The following is a 20,232-nucleotide window of genomic DNA, read 5'->3' as shown; positions in this document are numbered from 1 at the left end:
GACATCGCCGGCGTGCGTCATGCGGCGCGCGCCGATGCCTGGGCGGCTTGGATCAGGCCCCCTTGGCGACCTTGGCGACGGTTTTCTTGGCCGCTTTTTTCACTGCCTTCTTGACGGTTTTCTTCGTGGCTTTCTTGACCGCCTTCTTCGCGGCCGGCTTGGTGGGCGTATCGGCGACGGTCTTCTTGGCCGGGCTCTTCTTCGGCGCGGCTTCCTTCTTGGCGGCGACCTTCTTGGCGCCGAATCCGCGGCGCACCGGCTTGCCGGTTTCCTCCAGCAGCTTCTGTACCTCGTCCAGGGTCAGGGTGGAGGGTTCGCGGTCCTTGGGGATCTTGCCGTTGAGCTTGCCATCGCTGATATACGGGCCGAAACGGCCGTTGAGCACCTGAATATCGCTGTCGGGGAATTGCTTGATGATGCGGTTGCGGGCGATTTCTTCCTTCTCCTCGATCAGGAACACGGCGCGTGCCAGATCGATGGTGTAGGGGTCGTCTTCCTTCTTCAGCGAGGCGTAGACGCTGCCACGCTTGGCGAACGGGCCGAAGCGGCCGATGCCGACGCTGACGTCATCGCCCTTGTCCTGGCCGAGCAGGCGCGGCATCAGGAACAGCTCCAGCGCCTCCTCCAGGGTAATCGTGTGCATGCTCTGCCCCGGACGTAGCGAGGCGAACTTGGGCTTGTCCTCGGCGTCCTCGGCGGTGCTGCCGATCGCCGCATACGGCCCGAACCGGCCCAGGCGCACGCTGACCGGTTTGCCGGTCTTGGGGTCGGTACCGAGCTCGCGCGCGCCGGTGGCCTCGGAGCGGTCCACCGATTCCTTTTTCTCCTCGACCAGTTCCTTGAACGGACCCCAGAACTTCTCCATCAACGGCCGCCATTCTTCCTCGCCACGCGATACCGCGTCGAGGTCGTCCTCGAGCTTGGCGGTGAAGTCGTAGTCGACATAGCGGGTGAAGTGGCCGGACAGGAACTTGCTTACCGCGCGGCCGACGTCGGTCGGTCGGAAGCGGCGCGCGTCCAGTTCCACGTACTTGCGGAACATCAGGGTCTGGATGATGGAGGCGTAGGTCGAGGGACGGCCGATGCCGTATTCCTCCAGCGTCTTGACCAGCGAGGCTTCTGAGTAGCGCGGCGGCGGCTCGGTGAAGTGCTGGTCGGCGTGGATACGGTCCAGTGGGATGCGGTCGCCGGGCTTCATCGCCGGCAGCTTGCGGCCTTCGTCCTCGTCCTCGGCGGCCTTCTGATCCTTGCCTTCTTCGTACACCGCCAGGAAGCCCGGGTCGATCACCGTGGTGCCGCTGGCACGGAAGCTGTGCTCGCTGCCGGCGGCCAGTTCCACGGTGACGGTGTTCATCGTTGCTGGCACCATCTGGCAGGCCACGGCGCGCTTCCAAATCAATTCGTACAGGCGGCGGCCATCGTCGTCCAGGTACTTGGCCATCTGTGCCGGCGTGCGCAGTGCGCTGGTCGGTCGGATCGCCTCGTGCGCTTCCTGCGCGTTCTTGGACTTGGTCTGGTAGGTGTTGGGCTTGTCCGGTAATGCGCCGGTGCCGAAGTCGCGCGCGATCACGTCGCGGATTTCCACCAGCGCATCCTGCGACAGGTTCACTGAGTCGGTACGCATGTAGCTGATCAGGCCGACGGTGCCCTCGTCGCCGACGGTCACGCCTTCGTACAGTTTCTGCGCCACGCGCATGGTGCGGCTGGTGGTGAAGCCGAGCTTACGCGAGGCTTCCTGCTGCAAGGTGGAGGTGGTGAACGGTGGCGCGGGGCGGCGCTTGCGTTCCTTGCTGGTCACGTCGGTGACGTGCAGTGCGCCTTGTGCGGCCTTTTGCAGGCGCATCCGCGCGTCTTCGGCGGTGGCACCGTCGGTGATGGTGAATTGTTCGAATTTCTGTCCGTCGAGCTTGACCAGTTTGGCGGCGAACGGCTGCGACGGATGCGCGCATTCGGCGCCGATGGTCCAGTACTCGCGTGCGAGGAAGGCTTCGATTTCCTCCTCGCGCTCGACGATCATGCGCAATGCCGGCGACTGCACACGACCGGCGGATAGGCCGCGCTGCACTTTGCGCCAGAGCACCGGCGAGAGGTTGAAGCCGACCAGGTAATCCAGTGCGCGCCGCGCCTGTTGCGCATCGACCAAGTCGCCGGCGATCTGCCGCGGGTGCGCCATGGCTTCCTTGATCGCGCGCGGGGTGATCTCGGTGAATACCACGCGGTGCAGCGGCTTGCCCTTGAGCAGGCCACGTTCTTGCAGAATTTCGGCGATGTGCCAGCTGATTGCTTCTCCCTCGCGATCCGGGTCGGTCGCCAGATAGATGTCGTCGGCCGCCTTGGCCGCCTTGGCAATGGCATCGACGTGTTTTTCGTTCTTGTCGATCAGCGCGTAGCGCATCGCGAAGCCGTCGTCCGGATCGACCGCGCCTTCCTTCGGAATCAGGTCGCGCACGTGCCCATACGAGGCCAGGACATGGAAATCCTTGCCGAGGTATTTGTTGATCGTCTTGGCCTTGGCGGGCGATTCGACGATGAGCAGGTGCTTGGACATGGTGTGTCGGGCTTCGATAGGCGGGGCGGTGGACGCCCCAGGGGGCGGTAGGGTGGCGCAATTGCTCTGGTTAGTGAAGCGCTGAGGTGTCGCACAGAGGCTGGTACTCGGGGCAGACACCCCGAGCGTTCAGCTAAGGTGCTTATTTATTAGTGGTCATGTCTGGCGCCTGCTGTCAAGCTGGGGCGGTTGCGCCGTGCGGCCTGGTGCCCCGTTTCAGTGGCGCTGTTGCCACAGGGCGTCGCGCTCAGTGCAATTTGCCTCGGGCGGCTAGGCTGATCACCAGCAGCACCATCAGCAGCACCGCCGCCGTTATCAGGACGCCGAACAGCACCAGGGTCACCACAGTGACCGTGCCGAGTTTGCGTTGCTGCCGCTCTGGATGGTCGGTGTATGCCCATTTGTCCACGACCAGCGTATCGCAGAGCATGTCGTGCAGGGCTTGCTTGCGCTTGGTGAAGGCGGCCAGCAGGAAGCCGGCGATGGTTATGCTGCTCAGCATGAAGCCGAAGTAGCGACCGATGGCCCGGACAAAGGTGATGCGGCTGCCATCGCCGCCAGCGGCGGTCGAAAGATTAGGGGGATTGCGAAAACCGCGAGCGCCAAAGATGGCGAGCATGACCACGAACTGGATCACATTGGCGACGATGCTGACCAGCACACTGTCGATAAAGTTGGCGGCGACGCGCTTCCAGAAGCCGGCCTGCACCACCTCGCCGTTGTTCACGACTCGCGAGTCACCGTTTGACCATGCGCTGGGGGCTGTGTAGGTCGATTGTGCCCCGGCAGGTTTGGCCGCTTTCCAGGCATCGGGTAGCGACGGTTCCGACGGCGGGGCCGTTGGCGGTGTGTCGGCCATGGCGTGCGCCGGCGGCTGGATCAGGCCAAGTTCGTCGGCGCACTCGGCCAGCGTGCGCCACTCGCTGAGGCCATCCCGCCAAACCAGGGTGGATAGATCGATCTCGCCGCGCTGGAAGCACTGTTGCAAGTTGGTGGCTGGCATCGGTCCATGTTGCTGCTGCGCCGCATCGGCGTAGTACCACTCACTCATGTGTATCCCCGGATTGTTGTCGAAAAAAGTGTGCTGTTCACGCGCCATGGCACTGAGCAGGTAGGTCGCGCTGGTTCAGGTTGGAGCGGCAGTGCCACGTGGAGGTTCGCGCATCGTAGTCCAGCCACAGTGCTTTGCCATCGAGTCTGATGCGATTGGGCGCGCGCAGTGTGGCTTCCAGACCGCAATGGCCGTTGTCGAAGCGGCCAATGCGGACCTGGCCGATGAAGGGGCTGGCGTCGTGTTGTGGCATGCCGAAACCAGTGTCGCTATTCGTTGCGCAACGCTGATGTTGTGCAGCGAACTCGGCGATTTCGGTCTGTAGTGGCGCCAGGCTGTCGAGTGCCAGGGTGACCTGTGAGCGTGCCAGATAGCTCTGATAAAGGGGTATGGCGATGGCGGCGAGGATGCCCAATACCGGTATCAGTGCGATGCCCGTACCCACTGCGAAGATAGCGGCGATAGCGCAACCAGGCAAACCACGGTGACGTGCAGGTGCGTTCGTCGTCGGGGTGGATGTGCGTGCATCCGGTAGCGGCAATGGTGGTGGTGTCGCCGGGAGGCATAGCTCAAGTTGCAGAGCGACGGTATGCAGTGGCTGCCACCAGATCATGCCCTCGCGCCAGACCAAGTTGTCGCGAGTCAGTAGGCCCTCGTCCAGCCGTGCGCGCAGCGTTTGCGCAGTCAGTGGGCCGTGCGGCTCGCGCGCTGCGTCGATGTAATACCAGATGGTGTTGGGGTCTTCTGTGTGCATCCGTGCAATGGCCGTCAGCGTCTCAGTGCAGTGGCTCGGGCTCGTCGACGAACATCTGCGTCTCCATCCATGCGTAGGCCGCCTCGGCGCCGGGCTGGTTGAACAGGACCATCAGCACCACCCATTTCAGGTCGTCCAGATCCAGTTCGTCCTGGTCCAGGGCCATGGCGCGGTCCAGCACCAACTCGCGCTGGTCGCTATCCAGGATGCCGTGTTGTTCCAGGAACAGCAGAAAGCCACGGCATTCCACGTCCAACTTATCCAGCTCCGGTCCGTGATAGAGCCGGATCGGGCCGTCGATGCGAGATTGCGCCACCGCCGGGCGCTGATCTGCCAGAGCGTCTAGCCAGTCGAACGCCTTGCTGATTTCGGTGGGGCTGAAACCTGCTTGGATTAAGCCATTCTGGAGGGAGTCGCGATCACGCACCGGGTCGGCGTCTTCGCTGAAATAGTGTTCGAACAGGTACAGCAAGACATCCAGAATGCTCTCTTTCATTGCCCCTCGGCCTGCGTCGGCAGACGCTGTGGAGGTGAAGAAACTAGGGTTTGCGGGTGTAACGACCGCGTTCAACCGCCACGTAGCCATCCAGTTCCATGGTTAGCAGCATGGAGGACACCGCTGCAGCCGTCAATCCGCTGCGTGTGATGAGGGAATCCATACAGAGTGGGTCGTGCCCCAGCGCCTGCCACAAGTTCTGGTAGTCCGGGTTGGGGAAGTCTGGCGTGGTGCGTCGCTCGACGGTAGTTCCTTGAGTGGGGGGGGATAGACGCGTGCGCAAGGCGTCTGCCAGTTGGGCGGCTAACGGCCCGATACCGGCGATCACCTCCTCGGCGCTTTCCACCAGCCCGGCGCCATCGCGAATCAGGCGATGGCAGCCGCGTGCAAGCGGGTTGTGGATCGAGCCGGGAAGTGCGAACACCTCGCGCCCTGCCTCGGCGGACAAGCGCGCTGTGATCAGTGCGCCCGAGCGCGTGGCGGCTTCGATGACCAGGGTTGCCAGGCTCAGTCCGGCGATGATTCGGTTGCGGGCCGGGAAGTGGCCGGCCCTAGGCGGGGTGCCGGGCGGATGTTCGCTGATCACCGCGCCATGTGTCGCAATGCGTTCTCGCAGTTCCGCGTGTTGGCGCGGGTAGGCTAGGTCCGCCCCGGTGCCGACCACTGCGAGGGTGAGGCCGCCCTGGTGCGATAGGGCCGCCGTGTGCGCTGCCGCATCGATCCCGGCGGCCATGCCGCTGGTCACCGCGATTCCAGCGGCCGTCAGCGCCAGGGCGAAGCATGCGGCATTGTCGCGTCCGCCTGCGCTAGGGGCGCGGCTGCCAACGATAGCCACAGCCGGATGCCACAGTATGGACGGGTCGCCTTCCACATAAAGCGCTAACGGTGGGTTCGGTGTGCGTAGCAGTAGTGCCGGGTAATCCGGGTCGTGGCAGCCGAGCAGATGCCGGCGTGGCCCTGCCAGCCAACGTTGCGCGTTGTCGAGTGCGTCGTAATCGGGCTGGCGTAGCGCCGCGATCTGCGCGGGCTCCAGGCCAGCAGCGCGCCAGGCGATGGGCCCCGCATCCAGGGCGGTGGCAGGACTGCCGTGGCGTTGCAGCAGGCGCCGACGTGGGGCGCAGGCGCCTCCGGCCAGCGAGAGTGCCAACAATGAGGTATCGCCGTCGTCCGAGTTGGAAAATTGGGGCGCATGGGACATCTACCCAGGCTAGGCCGCAAAGGCAGACGGCGCCATCGGGCGCCGCCTGTTTCGATCGTAGGACTACCCCGCGTGCGCGGGTCAGTGTGCGTCCGGATGCTTGGCGTCGTAGCCGATGCGGGTCGGCTTGATGCCGTCCATCACCAGCGCGTAGCTGACCTTGTCGAAGGTGCGGAACACCATGGCGTGGGCGGCGTATTCGTCCGGCAGGGCCACGCTGCCGCTGCCGCCGGTGAATCCGTCGTCGGCGCGCGAGGTGTTGGGGCGCCGCAGGCGGTCGTTGACCCGTGTTCCATGGCGCCACAGCGAGACCACGCTGCCGTTGTCGATGCCCTCGCGGCGGCCGCCGGACAGGGCGATCACATCGCGTGGGCCGGCCGCACTGAACGCGTCAGCCACCGCCAGTACCCGCATCCCGGCCGCCAGTGCCTGCTTGGATGCTGGATGCGGGACGAATTGCAGGTCGTAGGGTTGCGCCTCGACCGCGATCAGACGGTCGCCGGCGCGCACTTCGCGCGCGCTGTCCTGCAACAGCAGGGTGGTGGCCTGGTTGTCGTTGCCTGATGCGCGAGTGACGGTGCCGATGTTGACCTGGGCCAGTTCGTAGCCGAGTGACTCGCGGCGCTTGTCCGGCGGCACGAAGGTCTGCCAGAGGTTGCCGCTCCCCGGGATGCTGCGGCCTGCGGCGTCGAGGTCGTCGCTGAGCTTGGGCAGTACGTAGCGCACGGTCGGGCGCACCACGGCATACCGCTGCCCGACCTGGGACGTGCCCAGCCCGACGGCGTAGACCAGTTGTCCGGTGGTCGCGCGCATGCGGTTGTCCTCAAGGCCGACCACGTAGGGCAGGCCGTCGATACGGTCGACCACGCGCAGATTCTTCAGGAACGGCTCGATCTGGGACAGAGGGATCGTGTCGATCGGCGCCTCCTGGCGCGGGCCTGGCTTGATCTCGGCGTGCGCTACCCGGTCTAGGTAGGCCAGGCTGAGGACGTCGCCGGGATAGATCAGGTGCGGGTTCTGCACCTGCGGGTTGGCCTGCCAGATTTCCGGCCACAACCATGGCTTGCCGAGGAAGCGTCCGGCGATGGCCCACAGGGTGTCGCCTTTGCGCACCACATAGGTATCGGGATGTTCGGCGGCCATGCTCGCCGAGACGGCATAGGTCGCTACGGTGAGCATCGCGACGGCGACGACCGTACGGAGTCGATTGAACATGAGTGAGCAGCCTGATTCCCCAACAGGTTGGCGCACTATAGTCTAGAACCCTGGGCGTGGCGCAAGCGCCGGATTCAGAAACGGGTAGAATCTGCTGGTCTTGCCGAATTGTTTCGTGCCCCCATCCTGGGTACCGCCATGGCCCTGCTCACAATCCTCGAGTTTCCCGATTCGCGCCTGCGCACCAAGGCCGAGCCGGTCGATCCTGCCGAAGTCGCCAGTGTGGCGTTCCAGCGTCTGCTCGACGATATGTTCGACACCATGTACGCGGCCCCCGGCATCGGCCTGGCGGCCAGTCAGGTGGATGTGCACAAACGGTTCATGGTGATCGACGTGAGCGAGGAGAAAAATGCCCCGCAGGTGTTCGTCAATCCGCAGATCGTGCAGCGCGAAGGCGAGCAAGTGCACCAAGAGGGCTGTCTGTCGGTGCCTGGGATCTACGCCGATGTGACCCGCTCCGACTCCATCACCGTGCGCTACCTGGACCGTCAGGGCCAGTCGCAGGAGTTGACCACCGATGGCCTGCTGGCGGTGTGCGTGCAGCATGAGATGGATCACCTCGACGGTAAGTTGTTCGTCGACTACCTGTCCCCGCTCAAGCGTGAAATGGTGCGCAAGAAGCTAGTCAAGGCGCGCAAGCACGTGGCCTGAGAGCCTGGCGTTGCGCGACCGGGTGGTGGCGCCGCAATGCCGCTGTTGGGTCGGCCGCTGTCTACCAGGCGCATTCCTCTTTTTCTTTTTCGACATCCTTGCCAATGAGAATCGTCTTTGCCGGTACGCCGGACTTCGCCGTGCCGTCGTTGCGTGCTGCCGCGCAGCGCCATGAGGTCATCGCGGTTTACACGCAGCCCGACCGGCCTGCTGGTCGTGGTCGTGGTTTGACGCCGTCGCCGGTCAAGTTGGAAGCGGTGGCACGCGGTATTCCGGTGTTGCAGCCGAATACCCTGCGTGCACCGGAGTCGCTGCAGGCGCTGCGCGTGCTGCAACCGGATTTGATGGTGGTGGTGGCCTACGGCTTGATCCTGCCAAAGGCGGTGTTGGCCATCCCGACTTACGGCTGCTGGAACGTGCATGCCTCGCTACTGCCGCGTTGGCGTGGCGCCGCGCCGATCCAGCGCGCGATCGAGGCCGGGGATGCCGAGACCGGGGTGTGTCTGATGCAGATGGACGCCAGCCTGGACACCGGTCCAGTGTTGCTCTCCCAGCGCACTCCGATCGACGAGGCCGAAACCGGTGGGCAATTGCATGATCGGCTGGCGGCCCTCGGCGCACGGGTGTTGTCCGACGGTCTAGGTCTGCTGCGCGCGGGATTGCGCCCGGTGGCGCAGCCGCAGTCCGCGACCGGCGTTACCTACGCGCACAAGCTGGACAAGGCGCAGGCACGGCTGGACTGGCAGCAGTCGGCAGCGCATCTGGCACGGCAGGTGCGTGCCTTCACTCCGTGGCCGGTCGCTGAAGCAGTGCTGGCTGGCGAGCGGGTCCGAGTACACGGCGCGATCGCGCTTGACTTGGCGCATAAGCAGCAGCCTGGCACTTTGCTGACCGCGTCCAAGCAGGGTATCGACATCGCGTGCGGTCAGGGCGCGTTGCGCCTGCGCATACTGCAGCGGGAGGGAGGCAAGGCGATTACCGCAGCCGATTATCTCAACGCGCGGCGCGACCTGCCGGTGTTGGCCTGAAATTGGGGCATTCGGCGATGAGCGTGCCGTCAACCGTCGGGTTGCCACCGGGCGTGGCGCCGCGGGTCGTCGCTGCCCGGGTGCTGGTGGCGGTGATCGATCGCGGTCGCTCGTTGAAGGCCGAACTTGCCGCTGCGCTGCCGGGGTTACCCGATGCGCGCGACCGCGCGCTGGTGGAGGCGATCTGCTTTGCCGTGTTGCGCCGGCGTCCTGCCTATGAGGCGGCGCTGCGTTTGTGGTTGCAGAAACAATTGCCGCAACGCGATGCCGAACTACGTGCCCTGTTGCTGGCCGGGTTTGCCCAGCTCGATGTGCTGGGGTTGGCGCCGCACGCCGCGCTGTCGGCGACGGTCGAGGCGACGCGTGCGCTGGAGCGGCCGCGCCAGGCCGGGTTGGTCAATGCGTTGCTGCGGCGCGCGTTGCGCGATGGGTTACCTGAGGTTCCCGCCGATGCCGGTTGGCCGCTGTGGTTGCGCGATGCGGTGTGTGCCGACTGGCCCGAACAAGCCGAGGCGATCTTTGCCGCCAGCCAGCAGCCCGCGCCGCTATGGCTGCGGGTCAACCGCCAGCGCGGCACGCGCGCGGCTTACCTACAGGCGCTGGCCGATGCCGGCATCGCCGCGCAGGCAGCGTCGGCACTCGCCGATGCGGTTTGTCTTCACGTGCCGGTGGCGGTGAGTGCCTTGCCTGGTTTCGCCGAGGGCTGGGTTTCGGTACAGGATGCCTCCGCGCAACAGGTCGCCGATGTGCTGGCGCCGGCACCGGGTGCGCGTGTGCTCGACGCTTGCGCCGCGCCCGGCGGCAAATCCGCACATTTGCTCGAACGCGATCCGACTTTGTGCCTGACCGCGTTGGATGTGGACGCCCGGCGTCTGCAGCGCGTGCGCGAGACATTCGAGCGTATCGGTAGCGGGACGCAGGCTCGACTGCAGGTCGCCGACGCGGCGCAGCCGCAGACATGGTGGGATGGCGTGCCGTTCGACGCGGTGCTGCTCGATGCGCCGTGCTCGGCCACTGGCATCGTGCGTCGCCAGCCGGACGTGCTGCTGCACCGGCGAGGCGAGGACCTGGTCGCGCTGCAAGCGCTGCAGGCGCGCCTGCTGGATGCCGGCTGGCAGGTGTTGCGGCCGGGCGGGGTGCTGGTTTACGCCACCTGTTCGCTGTTGCAGGATGAGAATGCGCGGCAGTTGCAGGCGATGTTGGCGCGCCATGCGGACGCGGCGCCGGAGGATCCGGGCGCTGCCTGCGGGCATCCCAGTGGCGGCGGCCGCCAGCGTCTGCCCGGCGAGCAGCATGCCGATGGGTTCTTCTACGCCCGTCTGCGCAAGACGGCGTGAACCGGTCCCGGTATCATCGCGCCCCATGCTGAAGACCCGCGCGTCTCGAGAGTTCTGGTTGCTGGCCGTGCTGGCTTTGCTGGTGCTCGGCGCCGGCCTCGGTCTGCGCGATCCGCATCCGGCGGACGAGCCGCGCTTTGCGTTGGTCGCCAAGCAGATGGTGGAGAGCGGCGATTGGCTGTTCCCGCGTCGCGGGACCGAGTTGTACTCGGACAAACCGCCGATGCTGATGTGGCTGCAAGCCAGCGTCTACACGTTGCTGGGGAATTGGCGGGTGGCGTTTCTGCTGCCGTCGTTGCTGGCGGGATTGGGCACGCTGGCCTGTGTCTACGATCTGGGCCGGCGCCTGTGGACGCGCCGGGTCGGAATGTACGCGGCCTACGCGCTGCTGTTCGCCTTTCAATTCACTTATCAGGCGAAGAGGGCGCAAATCGATCCATTGGTGGTGTTCTACATCACCCTGGCGAATTACGCTCTGCTGCGCCACCTGTTGCGTGGCCCGGATTGGCGGCTGTGGGCGTTAGGCTGGTTCGCTGCGGGCCTGGGCACGATCACCAAGGGCGTGGGCGCGCTGGCGTTGCTGATGGTGCTGCCGGCCGCCGCGGCGTCGCTGGCGCACTGGCGCGGCTGCGTCGTCGGTGCGCGTGATCGGCGCTTCTGGTGGGGGCCATTGGCGTTCCTGGTGGCGGTGTCGCTCTGGTTGGTGCCGATGGTGACCATGGCGTTGTCGGCGCACGCGCCGGAATACCGCGCCTATCTCAACGACATCCTGTTCCGGCAAACGGCCGGGCGCTATGCCAAGTCCTGGGACCACGCGCACGGGCCGTTGTACTTTTTCGGGGTGATGCCGAGCATGTGGCTGCCGGTGCTGCTGGCATTGCCCTGGGCGATCCCGGCCTGGGCAAGGCGCCTGCGTCGGCGCGATGCGCGTTACCTGCTGCCGCTGGCGTGGTGGGGGCTGATCGTGCTGTTTTTCTCGATCCCCAGCGGCAAGCGCGATGTCTACGTTCTGCCGGCCTTGCCGATGCTGTGCCTGGCGATGGCGCCGCTGCTCCCCGGGTTGTTACGCAAGACCGGGATCAAGCGTGTGTTGCGCGCGTTCACTGTGTTGCTGACGCTGGTCATCGGCGGCGTCGGTGCGGCGATCCTGCTCAATCATGGCTTCCGCGTGCGGATGATGCAGGATCGCGGTATCGATTTGGCCACGGTGCAGTTGCTTGGCTGGACGCTGGTAGCGATCGGGCTATGGGGCGTGGTCAGCCTGACGGTCTTTGTGCGGCGGCGTCCCGAACTGGCGATGGTGTCGCTGCTGACCATGGTCTGGGTGCTGGCTGGGGTGCTGGTGTACCCGCTGATCAACGTGTCCAGTTCTGCGCGTGGGGTGATGGACGCGGTCGGGCGCCGGGTCGGTCCGGATGCCGAACTGGGTCTGGTTGCATGGAAAGAACAGAACCTGCTGATGGCCGACCGGCCTGCCGTTACCTTCGGTTTTGTGGTGCCATGGGACGAGCAGTTGCGTCGTGGCATTGCTTGGCAGGCGCAGGCGCCGCAACGGCGCTGGCTGCTGGTCCAGGACACGGCGATGCTGAGCTGCATCCAACGCCGCGCCAGCACCCTGATTGGTGAGTCCAACCGGCGGACCTGGTGGCTGGTTCCGGCCGCTGCCGTGCATGGCCGCTGCGTGGTCACCGATGACGACCGCGATCGCTTGCGTGAGCAGGAAAAGGAACGTTTTGAATGATCTGCGATCATCCTCCTTCGTGGCGTTGCAGGGTCGGTGACGGGGCGTGTGCCTCACGCCTGGGAGGCGATGCATGATGCGGCCACGCCTAATCCGCGTCATCAGCCGCGATAACGGCAGTGGCTTGAGCCGCGATCTGCAGTTGGTCGCCGAGACCTTGCGCAGCAGTGGCCGTTATCAGGTCGAAGTGTTGGGGTTCGGCACCGTGCGCCTGTCCAATCATTTGCGGGAACTGCGCCTGTGCTTGTACAGCCTGTTGTGCGGGCGCGCCGACCTGCAGATCTTCCTGGAGCGTGTGTATCCGCGCTGCCTGAACAGCGGCCGCTGCAACGCCTTGGTGCCCAATCCGGAATGGTTCCTCGCCAAGTGGCTGCCTTGGCTGCCGCGCTTCAAACAGGTGTTGTGCAAGACCCGTCAGGCCGAGCAACGCTTCTCCACGATGGGGCCGGCGACCGCCTTCATCGGTTTCTGCAGTGACGACTGCTACCGCCCGGAGGTGCCGCGCGAGCGCGCCTGCTTGCACGTGGCCGGACGCAGTACGGCCAAAGGCACCGCGCTGTTGCTGCAGGCCTGGGCGCAGCATCCGGAGTGGCCGCGGCTGACAGTGGTGCAGAGTGCCAAGAGGTCGCATTCCATTCAGGCCGAGAACATCGATTATCTGACCGGCTATCTGGACCAGGGCGAATTGCGCCGCCTGCAGAATGTGCACCGCTTCCACCTGTGTCCGTCCGAGGTCGAAGGCTTTGGCCATTACATCATGGAGGCGATGAGCGTCGGCGCGGTGGTGATCACCACCAATGGCGCGCCGATGAACGAACTGGTGACGGTCGAGCGTGGGGTGCTGGTCGATCCGGTCGGCGAGGGCGTCGACAACCTCGGTGTGCGCTATCGGATCGACGTCGCCGGCATCGAACGGGCAGTGGCGCAGGCCTTGGCGCTCTCGCCGATGCAGTGCGATGCCCTGGGCACGGCGGCGCGTGGGTTCTTCGAGTTGCGTCGGCGCGAGTTCGACCAATGCCTGCATGCCGCCGTGGCCGACCTGCTCGGTGAAGTCTTGCCGTCCGATCAGCCAAGCCCCAGCGACACCGATCGCGAGCAGGTCAGGTCGGGTTAGGTCTCCAACTTGGATCATCGCCGCTCCTTCTCCTTCTCGCTGTCATTTTGATGCCTCGATCCAGCGTGCCTCGACATGCTTTCTTCGCATTTTCTCGCCAGGCCATTGCTGAGCGGGGAGCGGCGCTGGCGTTGTTATGCCTGCCGGCGCTGGTGGTGAGCCTGCGCGGCGGACTGCTGCCGTTCGGTCTATTGCTGCTGACCACCAGCCTGTTGGCGCTGCCGCGCCTGGGTCAGGCGGTGCGGCCGTTGCAGCCCTCACTGCGCTGGCTGTGGATCCTGGCGTTGTTGGTGATCGGGTTGTCGCTGTGTTCGTTGTTGCATTTCGGGCAACCGCTGAAGGAGATCGATAATCGCACCCGTTTTCTGGTGTTGCCGTGGACGGCGTTGTGGGTGTACGCGTTGCGCCCGCCGCAACGGTTGTTGTGGTGTGGGGCGCTGCTCGGCATCTTCGGCGCACTGGTGCTGGCCAGCGTACAGGTGTTGCAGGGCCAGCCGCGCGCGGAGGGATGGACCAACGCCATCGTGCTGGCCGATGTGGTGCTGGTGCTGATGGTGCTGGCGGTGTTCTGCCGCCCGCGTGGCCATTGGTTGTGGACGATCGGCGCGGTCGTGGCCGGTGGCGCGACCATTTTGCTCAGCGGTAGCCGTGGCGTATGGCTGGGCGTGCTGCTGCTACTGCTGGTCACCGCGCTGTGCGGCGTGCGTTGGCGCAGTGGCGCGACCCGGCTGTTGATCCTGGGCGTGCTCGCCGCGCTGGCGGCGATTCTGGTCTTGAGTATCCCCACGCTGAGCCGCCAGACCCGTCTGAGCGAACTGCATCACGATGTGCTGCGCTACGAACGTGGCGATAGCGATTCTTCGGCCGGCGCGCGCATCGAGCGCATCCAAGTGGCGGCGGCGACCTTCGTTGACCATCCGCTGCTCGGCGTCGGTGTCGGTCGTTTCGACACCGCCATGCTGCGCCTGCCGGATTGCCGGCGGCGCACCTGGGTGGAGCGCTGCCATCTTGGGCACGCGCACAACGATCTGGCCGAGTGGAGTGCCACCCAGGGTATCCCCGGCACATTGTTGATCCTGATGGTCTATGGCGTGCCGATGTGGGTGCTGGTGCGTCTGTACCGACGGCGTCAGCAGCGCGAGTTCCATGGCCCTGCGGCGGCGGGGATCATGGTGGTTGCGGCCTATGTGTTGTGCGGCATGACCCAGTCGATGTTTGCGCACCAGGTGACGACCGGGTTTTACGTCGCGTTGGTCGGTGTGTTGATCGGCCTGGCGGCGCGCGAGGCCGCCGAGGCGACGGGCGCGACCGCTGAAGGTGCGGCGCGAAGCCGTTAGACTGCCGATCCCGCAGCTCGCGGTGTGGCGCCTGGTATCGCTGGCCGTCCGCATCGCACTCTTCCGGATACCGCGCGCCATGGCCGACGCCGCCGTGACCACCTTGCCGCTCAGCCTGGTGGTGATGACTTACAACGAAGCCGCCAACATCGCGCGCTGCCTGGACAGCGTGCCGTTCGCTGGCGATAAGCTGGTGGTGGACTGCGGCAGTACCGATGACACCGTGGCGATCGCCCGTGCGCATGGTGCGCGCGTGGTCGAGCAGGCATGGCTGGGCTTTGGCCCGCAGCGCAATTTCGCCTCCACGCAGGCCGCATACGACTGGATCCTGGTGCTGGACGCCGATGAATTTCTATCTGATGCCTTGCGTGTCGAATGCTTGGCGCGGCTCCCGTCGCTGTTGCGCGACAATCGCGTGGATGCGGTGTGGCTGCGGCGTAGCACTTGGTACATGGGGGTGCCGATGCGCTGGTACAAACCCATGGTCGGCGAACGCCTGGCACGTCTGTATCACCGTGGGCGGGCGCGCTGGAGCGAGGCACGCGTGCATGAGTCGCTGCGCTTCGATGGCGCCAGCGCCGAGTTCGCGCCGCCTTTTCATCACTTGCACAATCCGACCTTGGTGCATAAGCAGCTCAAGGTGTTGCGTTATGCCGAACTGAAGGCGCTTGGCTGGCGCGACAAACGTAAGCCGGTGAGAATGTGGCAGAGCCCGTTCGTGTTCGTCGGCGCTTTCCTTAAAGATTATCTGCTGCGCTTGGCGTGCCTGGATGGGTGGCGAGGCTTTATCGTGGCGCAGACTGCAGCCAGTTATGCACTTTACAAGCGCATGCGCTACTACGAGATGCAGTACAACCCGGCCTCTGTGGAACAGGCGCGGACGCAACTGCAACGGCACGATCTGGAGCATTGATGAGCAAGCACTATTTGCTGTACGGGTCTGAACGCTACGCACTGGCGATCCTGCGCCCATTGCAGGCGGCGATCCGCGCGCGTGGCGATGAGGCAGCGTGGTTTTTCGATGGCCCTGGCGCCGAGGACTTGAGCGCCGACGAGCGACACCTGGCCACGGTGGAGCAGGTGCTGGCGTGGAATCCCTATGCGGTGATCACCTCCAGCAATGCGGTGCCGCATTTCTTCCCGGGAGTGAAAGTCGAGACCTTCCACGGTTTCGACGCCGGTAAGCCGCGTCACATTTATGTTCGCGGGTTTTTCGATCTGTACTGCACCACTGGCCCGCGCGACACCCAGGCGTTCGGCGCGCTGGCGCGCAAGCTCGGCCACTTCGCCGTCAAGGAAACCGGTTTCCCCAAGCTCGATCCGTTCATGCGTGAAATCGGTGCCGAACTCGTCCCGGTGCGGCAGCCGCCGGTGATCCTGTATCACTCGACGTTCTCGCCGTCGTGGAGCGCGGCCGGTCTGCTTTACGACGAAGTGGAGCGGCTTTCGCGCAGCGGCGAGTGGCGCTGGATCGTGACCTTTCATCCGAAGATGGACCCGGCGATAGTCGCGCGTTATCGCGCGCTGGAGAGTGCGTTTCTGCGCTTTGCCGAGAACGACAATATTCTGGAACTTTTCCCGCAGGTGGACATGATGTGCTCGGATACCTCGTCCGCGCTCAACGAATTCCTGCTCACGTACAAGCCCGTGGTGACTTTCAAGAATCGACGTCCGGGGCCGCACCTGATCGACATCGACGATCCGGCGCAGTTCGAGCCGGCGATCCGCCGTGCGTTGCAGCGCCCGCCGGAGTTGATGGCGGCGATCCGTGCGTTTGCCGACGGCCTGCATCCGTATCGCGATGGCCTGTCCAGCGAGCGGGTGCTGCGTGCGATCGATGACTTTGTCGCCGAAGGCGGACGCAACCCCCGGCGCAAGCCGTGGAATTTCTGGCGCAAACTGAAGATCCGTCGCCGCATCGGCTATTGGGGGCGCGCGGTGGATCGCTGAGGGCACATGCGGTGCTCGAGGTGCGTTGCGCTCCGATTGGCCGACTGTGCATGCTTTGTCTCAACGCGCCTCAGCTGGCTTCGCGCGCAATTCAACGTGCATCACGCCCTTTAGTTAGAGTGGCTAACAAAACGTCGCGAGTCGCTGTCTGGTGGGGGCGTACAGCGCGCAGGAACCGCAGTGAGCGGGTACATGAGGATTTCCGAGCACTGCCCGCGCCCGTTCGGCGGCGACGTAGTCGTTTTGTTAGCTACCCTTCGCGTCCGGCTCGCAGCAAAGTGTCCACGTCCAGCGCATGGCCGGCGCGGGCGGCTTTGGTGCGCAGATAGCCTTCGTTCTCGGCGGTGATCGTGCCGGTGACCGGGATGCGCTCGGTGACCTCGACACCGGCTGCACGCAGGCGCTCGGCCTTGGACGGATTATTGGTCAGCAGGCGCACCCGAGCGATGCCCAACCCGCGCAGCATCGCCACCGCACCGGCGTAGCGGCGCTCGTCGGCGCCGAAACCCAGTTGTGCGTCGGCGTCGATGGTGTCCAGGCCGTCGTGTTGGTAGCCGTAGGCGCGCATTTTGGTGGCGATGCCGGTACCGCGGCCTTCCTGGTCCAGATACAGCAGCACGCCGCCGCCGAGTTGCTTGAGCATGTCCAGACCGTGCCGTAACTGGTCGCCGCAATCGCACTTGAGCGAACCGAACAGGTCGCCGGTCAAGCAGGACGAGTGCACCCGCACTGGCACCGGCGCGGTTAGGTCGGGTTGGCCGATCACGATCGCCACCTGGTCGCGTTGCGCCACCCCACCACGAAACACGACGAATTCGCAGGGGCCGAGGTCGCGCAGCGGCACCTGGGTACGGGTGACCAGTTCGTAACTGTCGGCGGCTGCCAAGGTGCATGCGTGTTCCAGGTCCGCCAATTGCAGTGTATGGCAGCCTTGGAATGCGCTGTCGTCACGGTCGAGTTCTACGGCGACGATGGCTGGCAGTAGCAGCCCCAGCCGCGCGATGTCGGCGGCGCCTGCATCGAGTGCGTCGCCCGGTCGCCACTGCACGGGCGCCGGACTATCCCGCAGGTAGGCCAGCGTCGCCAGAGCGTCGTAGGACTGCCCAGCCAGGGCAATGCGTGCACCCTGAGGTGCGTCCAGGCCCAACACCTGCGCGCGGGTGGACGTCACGAACAGGTAGTGCCGGTGCGCCGCAGCCTGAGCGAAACGGTGGTAGGACTGCGCGGTGCTGCTGTCCAGGGCCATAGCTGCACGGAGATGGCCGCTGTGGTTCTGGATCAGCACGGGGCGTCCGGCGCGCAGTTCCGAGGCAGCGCGTTCGCTGCGGATCGCGCCAGGGTCGCCGAAGGCATGTGCGGACATGTCAGGTGGACGGTTCATGCACGATTCCAGATGGGGGGCGGCGCCGGCGCTTCAAGGCCGGCATGGTCTTGAAGTGCGCGACGGTGGCGGGGATGGGCGCGTGCGCTATTGTCGCGCGCTTTGCGTGCGTCGCGAGCGTTTATGGGGTGGAACGCACTGTGCCTGCTCGCGCGGGGCCGGCGATGCAACCGGATGCGCCGAATGTGGGAACGCGACTGGGGAGAGCCGCGGTTTTCAAGTGTTGTCGATTGGTTTCTACTGTGCCGTATCCCCCCTCAACGCCGTTCCGCATGCACCTTGTCCACTGCACCGAGCCGCGCCATGCGATGGCGATCCTGGAGATCTTCAACGAGGCCATCGTGCATTCCACCGCGCTCTACGATTACCGTCCGCGACCGCCGGAGAGCATGTCGGCCTGGTTCGCGGCCAAGCATGCCGGCGCATTGCCGGTGCTTGGACTCGAAGACGAGGTCGGCACGTTGCTCGGTTTCGCCACGTATGGCCCCTTCCGCGCCTGGCCCGCGTTCAAATACAGCGTCGAGCATTCGGTCTACGTACATTGCGGGCATCGCGGCAAGGGGGTTGGGCGGCGCCTGCTGCAGGCGCTGATCGACACCGCGAAGGCCCGCGGAGTGCATGTGCTGGTTGGAGGCATCGACGCCAGCAACGCTGGCAGCATCGCGCTGCACGAACAACTGGGCTTTGTGCATGCCGGTACCGTGCGCGAAGCCGGTTTCAAGTTCGGGCGCTGGCTGGACCTGGCGTTCTATCAGCGCATCCTCGATGGTCCCGTCGATCCCCAGGACGATTGATCCCGCGTTCTGGTTTGCCGGCCGCGTTCAGTGCGGATGACGGGCTGTGGCATAGGGATTGGGTTCGGTCGGATCCGGACGCAGGGTGTAGCGCTTGTACGTCCACTGATACTGTGCCGGGTCGCGTCGGGCCACGCGCTCGACCCCGGCGTTGAGCGCAGTGGCCGCACGCAGGGGATCCGCGTCGGCGACCGCTGGCGGCGCCGGTTGCACGTGCAGGGCGAATTCCAGGTCGTTGCCCACGCGTTCGCACCAGGCGAACAGGACGGTCGCGTTGGTGCGTTCGGCCAGACGGTTGACCAGGGTCATGGTCAGCGCCGGCACCCCGAAGAAGGGCGCGAATACCCCGTCGCCGGCTTTGGGTTGTTGGTCGGGCAGGATGCCGACCGCGCCGCCGTCCTTGAGCACCTTGAACAACTGGCGTACCGCGGGCCCTTCCGCACGCACCTGGCGCACGCCTTCGCCGCGGCGCACCCGTTGCAGGAAGGCGTCGCCGATTGCCGACTCCGGCACGCGGTAGACGATGGCGATGTCCCCGCGCGAGGCCAACCACTGGTTGAGCAATTCCCAATTGCCGAAGTGCGGTGCGGCTACGATCACCCCACGGCCGCAGGCCAGCGCGGCGTCGTAGAGTTCCTGGCCGTGGCGCTGGCGTAGCCGTGCTAGGTTCTGTGCGGGTGGTCGGGTCCACAACACGAGGGTTTCGAACGCCTGCCGCGCGGTGGAGCGCAGCACGTCGCGATGCAGGGCGATGCGTTCGCTGGGGAGCAGTTCGGGATAGGCGAGTTCCAGGTTACGCCGCACCACCCGGCTTTCGCGCACGTCTTTACGTTGCCACAGCCAGGCCAGGCCATCGGCCAGGCGTCGCAACCATGGCCAGGGCAGGCGTGCCACGGCGGCGGCGCAGCGGTACAGCAGGGAAGCGCATGTGGCGGGTTTCATTGCCGCAGTTTATCCGCTCGGCAGGACGCGTCAGGCTGGCTAGCGCGGGGATCGGTCCGCGCGCCGGGGTGAGCCGGTGTCCCTCACCTGTGTAAGTCGTGCGGGTGAGGTGACAGTGAGGGTGTCGAAGTCGCATGCTTTTGCGTTACCAGTTCGGCGTTCGGCGGTTACACATGCTCTCCTTGATCCAGCGCGTCACCCAGGCCTCGGTCAGTGTCGACGGGGAGGTGATCGGTCGCATCGGGCCCGGCCTGCTGGCGCTGGTGGCGGTGGAGCCGGGAGACCACGATGCCACGTTCCGACGCATGGCCGAACGCCTGCTCGGCTACCGGGTATTTGCCGACACCAGCGGGCGCATGAACCGCTCGTTGCGCGAGACCGCCGGTGGCCTGTTACTGGTCAGTCAGTTCACTCTGGCTGCCGATACGGGCACGGGGATGCGCCCCAGCTTCACCACCGCCGCGTCCCCTGTCGAGGCTGAACACGGTTTCAATCGCTTGCTGGAGTTGTGCCGGGCGCAGCACCCACCAGGGGTGGAAAGTGGTCGCTTCGGTGCCCATATGGTGATCAGCCTAGTCAATGACGGCCCGGTCACGTTCCTGCTGCGGCCTTGAAAGAGCGTAACGTGCTTTGATTCGAAGTGAGATGCGTTGCCGCAGGGCTCCTGGGCGTAGCAATTCAGACATATGGTCCGA

18 protein-coding genes and 1 other RNA gene are annotated in these 20,232 nt (G+C 65.4%); 10 read left to right on the top strand and 9 right to left on the bottom strand.

Annotation, left to right across the window (positions count from 1 at the left end; all coding sequences use genetic code 11):
- Positions 1-52: 52 nt before the first annotated feature.
- From XalbCFBP2523_RS04115 to XalbCFBP2523_RS04090, 6 genes are all read right to left on the bottom strand, one after another.
- Positions 53-2,548 carry a DNA topoisomerase I gene (locus XalbCFBP2523_RS04115; protein WP_045766368.1) on the bottom strand — a complete coding sequence of 832 codons (2,496 nt, stop codon included), beginning with the start codon at positions 2,546-2,548 and terminating at the stop codon, positions 53-55.
- Between the two features lie 247 nt (positions 2,549-2,795).
- Entirely contained in the window at positions 2,796-3,599 is an 804-nt protein-coding gene (locus XalbCFBP2523_RS04110; RefSeq protein ID WP_045766831.1) for an RDD family protein, read from the bottom strand.
- Positions 3,600-3,636: 37 nt separating this feature from the next.
- Positions 3,637-4,353: a pilin gene (locus tag XalbCFBP2523_RS04105; protein WP_045766367.1), complete on the bottom strand. Its 717-nt coding sequence runs from the start codon at positions 4,351-4,353 to the stop codon at positions 3,637-3,639.
- A gap of 22 nt (positions 4,354-4,375) precedes the next feature.
- The gene (locus XalbCFBP2523_RS04100) at positions 4,376-4,849 is read right to left on the bottom strand and encodes a DUF494 family protein (RefSeq protein WP_012917331.1); all 474 of its coding nucleotides are present in this window, start codon (positions 4,847-4,849) and stop codon (positions 4,376-4,378) included.
- 43 nt (positions 4,850-4,892) lie between these two features.
- Positions 4,893-6,047, bottom strand: coding sequence for a DNA-processing protein DprA (dprA, locus tag XalbCFBP2523_RS04095; protein WP_012917330.1), 1,155 nt, complete (start codon positions 6,045-6,047; stop codon positions 4,893-4,895).
- Between the two features lie 81 nt (positions 6,048-6,128).
- Complete coding sequence (locus XalbCFBP2523_RS04090; RefSeq protein ID WP_012917329.1) at positions 6,129-7,262, bottom strand: LysM peptidoglycan-binding domain-containing protein; 1,134 nt, start codon at positions 7,260-7,262, stop codon at positions 6,129-6,131.
- A 138-nt stretch (positions 7,263-7,400) separates the two neighbouring features.
- Between XalbCFBP2523_RS04090 and def the strand changes: the two genes are divergently transcribed.
- The 8 genes from def (at position 7,401) to XalbCFBP2523_RS04050 (ending at position 16,420) form a co-directional block, all read left to right on the top strand.
- Positions 7,401-7,913: a peptide deformylase gene (def, locus tag XalbCFBP2523_RS04085; RefSeq protein ID WP_045766366.1), complete on the top strand. Its 513-nt coding sequence runs from the start codon at positions 7,401-7,403 to the stop codon at positions 7,911-7,913.
- A gap of 104 nt (positions 7,914-8,017) precedes the next feature.
- Positions 8,018-8,941 (top strand): methionyl-tRNA formyltransferase, encoded by a 924-nt coding sequence (gene fmt, locus XalbCFBP2523_RS04080; RefSeq protein WP_045766365.1) that lies wholly within the window; start codon positions 8,018-8,020, stop codon positions 8,939-8,941.
- Positions 8,942-8,958: 17 nt separating this feature from the next.
- Positions 8,959-10,278 (top strand): 16S rRNA (cytosine(967)-C(5))-methyltransferase RsmB, encoded by a 1,320-nt coding sequence (gene rsmB, locus XalbCFBP2523_RS04075; protein WP_045766364.1) that lies wholly within the window; start codon positions 8,959-8,961, stop codon positions 10,276-10,278.
- 25 nt (positions 10,279-10,303) lie between these two features.
- Positions 10,304-12,019: an ArnT family glycosyltransferase gene (locus XalbCFBP2523_RS04070; protein WP_045766363.1), complete on the top strand. Its 1,716-nt coding sequence runs from the start codon at positions 10,304-10,306 to the stop codon at positions 12,017-12,019.
- 76 nt (positions 12,020-12,095) lie between these two features.
- Complete coding sequence (locus tag XalbCFBP2523_RS04065) at positions 12,096-13,133, top strand: glycosyltransferase (RefSeq protein ID WP_045757412.1); 1,038 nt, start codon at positions 12,096-12,098, stop codon at positions 13,131-13,133.
- 50 nt (positions 13,134-13,183) lie between these two features.
- Complete coding sequence (locus tag XalbCFBP2523_RS04060) at positions 13,184-14,470, top strand: O-antigen ligase family protein (protein WP_045766362.1); 1,287 nt, start codon at positions 13,184-13,186, stop codon at positions 14,468-14,470.
- Between the two features lie 79 nt (positions 14,471-14,549).
- The gene (locus XalbCFBP2523_RS04055; protein WP_045766830.1) at positions 14,550-15,383 is read left to right on the top strand and encodes a glycosyltransferase family 2 protein; all 834 of its coding nucleotides are present in this window, start codon (positions 14,550-14,552) and stop codon (positions 15,381-15,383) included.
- Positions 15,383-16,420, top strand: a complete 1,038-nt coding sequence (locus tag XalbCFBP2523_RS04050; protein WP_045766361.1) for a CDP-glycerol glycerophosphotransferase family protein — start codon at positions 15,383-15,385, stop codon at positions 16,418-16,420. Before XalbCFBP2523_RS04055 ends, XalbCFBP2523_RS04050 begins: the two co-directional genes overlap by 1 nt.
- Before the next feature lie 121 nt (positions 16,421-16,541).
- Here XalbCFBP2523_RS04050 and XalbCFBP2523_RS04045 read toward each other — a convergent pair.
- Positions 16,542-16,614: non-coding RNA, sX9 sRNA (locus XalbCFBP2523_RS04045), on the bottom strand.
- Positions 16,615-16,670: 56 nt separating this feature from the next.
- Positions 16,671-17,801, bottom strand: coding sequence for a GTP cyclohydrolase II RibA (gene ribA / locus XalbCFBP2523_RS04040; RefSeq protein ID WP_045766360.1), 1,131 nt, complete (start codon positions 17,799-17,801; stop codon positions 16,671-16,673).
- A 272-nt stretch (positions 17,802-18,073) separates the two neighbouring features.
- Between ribA and XalbCFBP2523_RS04035 the strand changes: the two genes are divergently transcribed.
- Positions 18,074-18,595 carry a GNAT family N-acetyltransferase gene (locus XalbCFBP2523_RS04035; protein ID WP_045766359.1) on the top strand — a complete coding sequence of 174 codons (522 nt, stop codon included), beginning with the start codon at positions 18,074-18,076 and terminating at the stop codon, positions 18,593-18,595.
- Positions 18,596-18,622: 27 nt separating this feature from the next.
- On the opposite strand, the gene XalbCFBP2523_RS04030 is transcribed toward XalbCFBP2523_RS04035, so the two are convergent.
- Positions 18,623-19,537 carry a lauroyl acyltransferase gene (locus tag XalbCFBP2523_RS04030; protein WP_012917318.1) on the bottom strand — a complete coding sequence of 305 codons (915 nt, stop codon included), beginning with the start codon at positions 19,535-19,537 and terminating at the stop codon, positions 18,623-18,625.
- 173 nt (positions 19,538-19,710) lie between these two features.
- On the opposite strand from XalbCFBP2523_RS04030, the gene dtd reads away from it, so the two are divergent.
- Positions 19,711-20,151, top strand: a complete 441-nt coding sequence (gene dtd, locus XalbCFBP2523_RS04025) for a D-aminoacyl-tRNA deacylase (protein ID WP_045766358.1) — start codon at positions 19,711-19,713, stop codon at positions 20,149-20,151.
- Positions 20,152-20,232: the final 81 nt, after the last annotated feature.

The organism is Xanthomonas albilineans (assembly GCF_002939705.1).
Taxonomy (GTDB): Bacteria; Pseudomonadota; Gammaproteobacteria; order Xanthomonadales; family Xanthomonadaceae; genus Xanthomonas_A; species Xanthomonas_A albilineans.
The sequence above is the reverse complement of the archived record's forward strand: the minus strand, read 5'-3'. Positions and strand labels throughout refer to the sequence as shown.

Excerpts from the sequence above, each read along its gene's own strand:
- XalbCFBP2523_RS04115 (WP_045766368.1), bottom strand. The coding sequence starts at position 2,548 with ATGTCCAAGCACCTGCTCATCGTCGAATCGCCCGCCAAGGCCAAGACG.
- XalbCFBP2523_RS04110 (WP_045766831.1), bottom strand. The coding sequence starts at position 3,599 with ATGAGTGAGTGGTACTACGCCGATGCGGCGCAGCAGCAACATGGACCG.
- XalbCFBP2523_RS04105 (WP_045766367.1), bottom strand. The coding sequence starts at position 4,353 with ATGCACACAGAAGACCCCAACACCATCTGGTATTACATCGACGCAGCG.
- XalbCFBP2523_RS04100 (WP_012917331.1), bottom strand. The coding sequence starts at position 4,849 with ATGAAAGAGAGCATTCTGGATGTCTTGCTGTACCTGTTCGAACACTAT.
- dprA (WP_012917330.1), bottom strand. The coding sequence starts at position 6,047 with ATGTCCCATGCGCCCCAATTTTCCAACTCGGACGACGGCGATACCTCA.
- XalbCFBP2523_RS04090 (WP_012917329.1), bottom strand. The coding sequence starts at position 7,262 with ATGTTCAATCGACTCCGTACGGTCGTCGCCGTCGCGATGCTCACCGTA.
- def (WP_045766366.1), top strand. The coding sequence starts at position 7,401 with ATGGCCCTGCTCACAATCCTCGAGTTTCCCGATTCGCGCCTGCGCACC.
- fmt (WP_045766365.1), top strand. The coding sequence starts at position 8,018 with ATGAGAATCGTCTTTGCCGGTACGCCGGACTTCGCCGTGCCGTCGTTG.
- rsmB (WP_045766364.1), top strand. The coding sequence starts at position 8,959 with ATGAGCGTGCCGTCAACCGTCGGGTTGCCACCGGGCGTGGCGCCGCGG.
- XalbCFBP2523_RS04070 (WP_045766363.1), top strand. The coding sequence starts at position 10,304 with ATGCTGAAGACCCGCGCGTCTCGAGAGTTCTGGTTGCTGGCCGTGCTG.
- XalbCFBP2523_RS04065 (WP_045757412.1), top strand. The coding sequence starts at position 12,096 with ATGCGGCCACGCCTAATCCGCGTCATCAGCCGCGATAACGGCAGTGGC.
- XalbCFBP2523_RS04060 (WP_045766362.1), top strand. The coding sequence starts at position 13,184 with ATGCCTCGATCCAGCGTGCCTCGACATGCTTTCTTCGCATTTTCTCGC.
- XalbCFBP2523_RS04055 (WP_045766830.1), top strand. The coding sequence starts at position 14,550 with ATGGCCGACGCCGCCGTGACCACCTTGCCGCTCAGCCTGGTGGTGATG.
- XalbCFBP2523_RS04050 (WP_045766361.1), top strand. The coding sequence starts at position 15,383 with ATGAGCAAGCACTATTTGCTGTACGGGTCTGAACGCTACGCACTGGCG.
- ribA (WP_045766360.1), bottom strand. The coding sequence starts at position 17,801 with ATGAACCGTCCACCTGACATGTCCGCACATGCCTTCGGCGACCCTGGC.
- XalbCFBP2523_RS04035 (WP_045766359.1), top strand. The coding sequence starts at position 18,074 with ATGCACCTTGTCCACTGCACCGAGCCGCGCCATGCGATGGCGATCCTG.
- XalbCFBP2523_RS04030 (WP_012917318.1), bottom strand. The coding sequence starts at position 19,537 with ATGAAACCCGCCACATGCGCTTCCCTGCTGTACCGCTGCGCCGCCGCC.
- dtd (WP_045766358.1), top strand. The coding sequence starts at position 19,711 with ATGCTCTCCTTGATCCAGCGCGTCACCCAGGCCTCGGTCAGTGTCGAC.